This is a genomic window from Pseudomonas fuscovaginae SE-1, assembly GCF_000364705.1.
Lineage (GTDB): Bacteria > Pseudomonadota > Gammaproteobacteria > Pseudomonadales > Pseudomonadaceae > Aquipseudomonas > Aquipseudomonas fuscovaginae_A.
The window spans coordinates 1-3,177 of the sequence record NZ_AQOH01000279.1; the positions used below are offsets into that span (position 1 = coordinate 1).

Below are 3,177 nucleotides of genomic sequence, written 5' to 3' on the forward strand. Positions count from 1 at the left end.
GCCCAGGGCCTGATGTGGCGGGCGGTCAACGAGGACGGCACGCTGACCTACTCCTTCGTCGAAACCCTGGTGGCCAGCCACCCCGGCTTCATCGTGCGGCTGATCGGCGGCGCCATCTTCCTCAGCGGCATGCTGCTGATGGCCTACAACACCTGGCGCACCGTGCGCGGCGCAGTGCCTGCCAGCGTCAACGCCAACGCGCAGATGGCCTGAGGAGTTCGCCATGAAACACGAAGTGATCGAAAAGAACGTCGGCCTGCTGATGCTGCTGATGGTGTTCGCCGTCAGCATCGGCGGCCTGACCCAGATCGTCCCGCTGTTCTTCCAGGACGTCACCAACAAGCCGGTCGAAGGCATGAAGCCCTACACCGCGCTGCAACTGGAAGGCCGCGACATCTACATCCGCGAAGGCTGCGTCGGCTGCCACTCGCAGATGATCCGGCCGTTCCGCGCCGAGACCGAACGCTACGGCCACTATTCGGTGGCCGGTGAAAGCGTCTGGGACCACCCGTTCCTGTGGGGTTCCAAGCGTACCGGCCCGGACCTGGCACGGGTCGGCGGTCGTTACTCCGATGACTGGCACCGCGCGCACCTGTACAACCCGCGCAACGTGGTGCCGGAGTCGAAGATGCCGGCCTACCCGTGGCTGGTCGCCAACGCCCTCGACAGCAGCCACACCGAAACCAAGCTGCGTGCCATGCGCACCCTTGGCGTGCCCTACACCGACGACGACATCGCCGGCGCCGTGGCCAGCCTCAAGGGCAAGAGCGAGATGGACGCGCTGGTCGCCTACCTGCAGGTGCTCGGCACCTCGATCAAGAGCAAGAGGTGAGCCATGGAGATGAGTAGCGGAATGATCCGCGGCCTCGGCACCCTGGTGGTGATGATCGCCTTCGTCGGCCTCGCCATCTGGGTGTTCAACGCCAAGCGCAATCCGGAGTTCGCCCAGGCGCGCATGTTGCCGTTCGCCGACGATCCATTGCCCGAGACACCTGAACACGACCCCGCAACAAGGAGCAACCGGCCATGACCACCTTCTGGAGTACGTACATCTGCGTACTGACCATCGGCAGCCTGATCGGCCTGACCTGGCTGCTGATCGGTACGCGCAAGGGTGAAACCAAGGGCAGCGTCGACCAGACCATGGGCCACAGCTTCGACGGCATCGAGGAGTATGACAACCCGCTGCCGCAGTGGTGGTTCATGCTGTTCGCCGGGACCCTGGTGTTCTCCGTCGGCTACCTGGTCCTCTATCCGGGCCTGGGCAACTGGAAAGGCATCCTGCCCGGCTACGAGAACGGCTGGACCGGGGTCCACGAGTGGGAAAAGGAAATGGACAAGGCCGATGCCAAGTTCGGACCGATCTTCGCCAAGTTCGCCGCCATGCCGGTGGAGGAAGTGGCCAAGGACCCACAGGCGCTGAAAATGGGCGGTCGCCTGTTCGCCTCCAACTGCGCCGTCTGCCACGGCTCGGACGCCAAGGGTGCCTACGGCTTCCCGAACCTGGCCGACGACAGTTGGCGCTGGGGCGGCAGTGCCGACACGATCAAGGCTACCATCATGGGTGGACGCATCGCGGCCATGCCGGCCTGGGGCGACATCCTCGGTGAGGATGGCGTGCGCAACGTTGCCGCCTACGTGCGTCACGGCCTGGGCAAGCTGCCCCTGCCGGAAGGCAACGGCGCGGACCTGGCTGCCGGTCAGCAGGTCTTCAACACCAACTGTGTCGCCTGCCATGGCGCCACCGGCCAGGGTACCCCGGCCATGGGCGCACCGGATCTGACCACGCCGGCCGCGTTCATCTACGGCACCAGCCTGGCACAACTGCAGCAGACTATCCGCCACGGTCGCCAGGGCCACATGCCGGCCCAGAGCGAACTGCTCGGCAACGACAAGGTGCAGTTGCTGGCCGCTTACGTGTACAGCCTCTCCCACGGTAGTCAAGGAGAAAATAAAGCTCAATAAATACCGGATATTTCCTGCCGCATCAATCAGGATGCGGCAGTTCCCCGCCTCTGCGCGACCGAGTGTCGCACCTCCCTTTCAGTACGCCTACCCACTCCCGGGAATCGGTACTAAGCTTTCCAAACCCTGATCGATCCGCAACCCCTCGCCAACCGGTCGGTCACGGTTTTCGCGAGGACGCGTTTTGACCCTACACCGAGCATGGAAAGGCCGCAGAATCAGCGTCGCAAGGTATTGACCCAGGTCATGGCGCGTTGCAATGACCCTACTCTTTATCCATACTTGCGGCCGATTTTCACCCCTAATAACTATACCCAAACCGTGGAACCTTAGAATGAGCACAGCAATAAGTCAGACTGCTTATAACTATAAGGTAGTCCGCCAGTTCGCCATCATGACGGTGGTCTGGGGGATCCTTGGCATGGGGCTCGGCGTATTCATTGCCTCTCAACTGGTCTGGCCGGAGCTGAATTTCGGTCTGCCGTGGACGAGTTTTGGACGCCTGCGCCCGCTGCACACCAACCTGGTGATCTTCGCCTTCGGGGGTTGTGCGCTGTTCGCCACCTCCTACTACGTCGTGCAGCGTACCTGCCAGGTGCGACTGATCTCCGACAGCCTCGCGGCCTTCCACTTCTGGGGTTGGCAGGCCGTGATCGTCGGTGCCCTGGTCACCCTGCCGCTGGGCTACACCACCACCAAGGAATACGCCGAGCTGGAATGGCCGCTGGCGATCCTGCTGGCCATCGTCTGGGTGGTCTACGCCCTGGTGTTCTTCGGCACCATCGTCAAGCGCAAGACCAAGCACATCTATGTCGGCAACTGGTTCTACGGTGCCTTCATCGTCGTCACCGCGATGCTGCACATCGTCAACCACGCCTCGCTGCCGGTGAGCTTCTTCAAGTCCTACTCGGCCTACTCCGGCGCGACCGACGCGATGATCCAGTGGTGGTACGGCCACAACGCCGTGGGCTTCTTCCTCACCACCGGCTTCCTCGGAATGATGTACTACTTCGTGCCGAAACAGGCCGAACGCCCGATCTACTCCTATCGCCTGTCCATCGTCCACTTCTGGGCGCTGATCACCCTGTATATCTGGGCAGGTCCCCACCACCTGCACTACACCGCCCTGCCGGACTGGGCGCAGTCGCTGGGCATGGCCATGTCGATCATCCTGCTGGCACCGAGCTGGGGCGGCATGATCAACGGCATGAT

General features: G+C 62.8%; 4 protein-coding genes and 1 pseudogene. All 5 read left to right on the top strand.

Annotation, left to right across the window (positions count from 1 at the left end):
- Nucleotides 1-213, top strand: a pseudogene (locus tag K675_RS31255) (cytochrome C oxidase Cbb3); the annotation flags it as partial.
- A 10-nt stretch (nt 214-223) separates the two neighbouring features.
- Nucleotides 224-832: a cytochrome-c oxidase, cbb3-type subunit II gene (ccoO, locus tag K675_RS0121965; protein WP_017905619.1), complete on the top strand. Its 609-nt coding sequence runs from the start codon at nt 224-226 to the stop codon at nt 830-832.
- A gap of 3 nt (nt 833-835) precedes the next feature.
- A complete protein-coding gene (locus K675_RS0121970; protein ID WP_332308417.1) occupies nt 836-1,030 on the top strand; it encodes a CcoQ/FixQ family Cbb3-type cytochrome c oxidase assembly chaperone in 195 nt (64 codons plus the stop codon).
- Entirely contained in the window at nt 1,027-1,965 is a 939-nt protein-coding gene (ccoP, locus tag K675_RS0121975; protein ID WP_017905621.1) for a cytochrome-c oxidase, cbb3-type subunit III, read from the top strand. Before K675_RS0121970 ends, ccoP begins: the two co-directional genes overlap by 4 nt.
- 334 nt (nt 1,966-2,299) lie before the next feature.
- On the top strand, nt 2,300-3,177 hold an 878-nt coding region (locus K675_RS0121980; protein ID WP_037007045.1), incomplete at its 3' end, for a cbb3-type cytochrome c oxidase subunit I.